Genomic DNA, 2,342 nt, shown 5'->3' on the forward strand with positions numbered 1-2,342 from the left:
GTAAGCGCTCCAGCAACCCCATCTGTTCCGTCCTGAGTCAGGCCGGTAGGGTGTCTTTCCATTGCCAGGGCAACAGTGAGCCGAGGTCATCGTCCTCGCCGAGGGTGGGCAGCGTCTCGAACACGAACTGCAGGTATTCGTAGGGCGAGAGGCCGTTGGCCTTGGCCGTTTCGATCAGGCTGTAGATCGCCGCGCTGGCTTGGGCACCGCTCGGCGTGTGGCTGAACAGCCAGTTCTTGCGACCCACCACGAAGGGGCGGATGGCGTTTTCGGCCGGGTTGTTGTCCAGCGGGATCAGGCCATCTTCGAGGAAGCGGGTCAGGCGTTGCCACTGACTATCGAGGTAGTGCAGGGCCTTGCCCAGGGTACTCTTGGGCAGTATCTGCTTGATCGATTTATCGAGCCAAGTGCGTAGCTGAACGATCAGCGGGCGGCTTTTCTGCTCGCGTAGCGCCCGGCGCGCCTCGGGGTCGAGTGCCTTGGCCTGCTGTTCCAAGGCGTAGAGCTTGCGGATCTGGTTGAGCGCCCAGTCAGCCTTGCCGGTCTTGCCCTTGGGCTGCACCTTCTGAGCGTCGATGAATTTGCGCCGGGCGTGCGCCCAACAGCCAGCGTGGATGATGCCATTGCGTCGAACCACCTCGGCATAACCTTCATAGCCATCGGTGACCAGGCGGCCGGCATAGTCACCCAACAGGCGCACGGGCACCCGACCGGCTCGGCTGGCATCGTAGTCGAACAGCACCACCTGTTGCCCCGGTGGGCCACCGCGCTGCAGCCACATATAGGACGTCGAACTGGCGGGTCGGTCCGCTTCGGCGTTGACCTGCAGGGTGGTCTCATCCATGTGGATCAGCGGGGCTTGTCGCAAGTGCTGGCGCAACGCCTCGACCAACGGTGTCATCCGTTCGCCGACCTGAACCATCCAGCGTGCCAGAGTATTGCGCGGGATCTCGGCGCCGTGGCGAGCAAATATCTGGCTCTGTCGATAGAGTGGCAAGGCATCCTGGTACTTGGCGGTGGCCACATAGGCGAGCAGCGTGGCGCTGGCATTGCTCTTGGGGAGCAGCTTGGCCGGTGCCGGGGCGATCTGCACGCCCTCTTCGCAGGCCGGGCAGGCATACTTGCGCCGGACATGGCGAATCACCTCGATTCGCGCCGGGACCACATGCAGTTCCTCGCTGACCTCTTCGCCAATGATCTTGAGCTCGGTGCCATCTTCGGTGCAGTGACGCGCCTCCTCGGGGAGCTCGTGCACTACATCCACGCGTGGCAGCTCGGGGGGTAAGGCAACACGACCACCACGAGTGCGGCGCTGGGTTGGTGCGGTAGTCTCGGGTTCTGGCTCGGCAGTGGCCGTCTCGTCGGCAGCGGTGGCATCTTCCTCATCCACGGCCGCTTCTGCCTCATTGATATACAGGTCACCCTGCTCGACCCGGTACTTCTCGGTGGAGGGACCGAACCGGCGTTCAATGGCCAGTCTGAATTGCTCGAAGAGCGACTGCTTGGCGGCTTCCCACTGGGCCTCTTTTCTCGCTATCAAGGCCAGCAAGCGCGCATTTTCTGCCTGCTGTTTGTCCAGCGCCGACTGCTGCGCGGCCAACTTGCGCTGGAGTTCGGCGATGGTCTCGGGCGATGGGGAAGCGGCGATTTTCATGCCGGTCATGATATCAAAACCAGCCGGGCTTGGGCAGTGAAATAGCTACCCAACCGATTGATAATGCAGCGCCTTATGCGGTTGCATGAGACTGATGTCGTAACCGTCGAGCAGCCAGTTCAGTTCCTGCCCAGAGAGTCTGAGCGTGTCGCCGTCCAGACGTGCTGGCCACTTGAAACGCTCCTTTTCCAGCCGCTTGTACCAGACAACGAAGCCGTTGCGTTCCCAGAACAGGATCTTCACCTTGTCACGCTGACGATTACCGAACACGAACACCGCTTCCTCGAAGGGGTTCAGCTCCATGGCCTCCTGGACCAGCAGGGCCAGCCCATCGATCTGCTTGCGCATATCGACCGGTTCGCGGCAGAGGTAGACACGCAATCCGGTATCCGGCCGAATCATGGTGTCATCTCCACGGCGACAAAGCGTGCCGGGCGGTGACGCGGCGGCACCGGCAGACCCTGCACCACCAAACGCTTTTCCCAGGCCAGGAGTGCCGCCAGGTCCAGGGCCTGCTCTTGGGCGTAGTCGCTCAGCGGCAGTTGTCGGGATGAGGCATGGAATAGGTGACCCAGCCAGAAAGCCTGCGTCGAGGTCAGTTCGTTCATGGTGTCCTCCAATACAACAGAGGCCACCAGTGTGATCGACGCTGATCAGCTCAAGAAGATGGGGTTACTGGAGCGTTTAC

3 protein-coding genes are annotated in these 2,342 nt (G+C 61.8%); all 3 read right to left on the reverse strand.

What is annotated here, in order from left to right; translation table 11 throughout:
• Window positions 1–37 precede the first annotated feature (37 nt).
• From tnpC to KZO25_RS19750, 3 genes are read right to left on the reverse strand one after another with little or no spacing between them, the layout of a single operon-like run.
• Window positions 38–1,654: an IS66 family transposase gene (gene tnpC, locus KZO25_RS19740; RefSeq protein ID WP_223138215.1), complete on the reverse strand. Its 1,617-nt coding sequence runs from the start codon at window positions 1,652–1,654 to the stop codon at window positions 38–40.
• A 45-nt stretch (window positions 1,655–1,699) separates the two neighbouring features.
• Window positions 1,700–2,056 (reverse strand): IS66 family insertion sequence element accessory protein TnpB, encoded by a 357-nt coding sequence (gene tnpB, locus KZO25_RS19745; protein ID WP_223138213.1) that lies wholly within the window; start codon window positions 2,054–2,056, stop codon window positions 1,700–1,702.
• Window positions 2,053–2,262 carry a hypothetical protein gene (locus tag KZO25_RS19750; RefSeq protein ID WP_223138214.1) on the reverse strand — a complete coding sequence of 70 codons (210 nt, stop codon included), beginning with the start codon at window positions 2,260–2,262 and terminating at the stop codon, window positions 2,053–2,055. Before KZO25_RS19750 ends, tnpB begins: the two co-directional genes overlap by 4 nt.
• Window positions 2,263–2,342 lie beyond the last annotated feature (80 nt).

It is taken from the genome of Halomonas sp. ANAO-440 (assembly GCF_019915905.1).
In the GTDB taxonomy this organism is placed as follows: Bacteria; Pseudomonadota; Gammaproteobacteria; order Pseudomonadales; family Halomonadaceae; genus Halomonas; species Halomonas chromatireducens.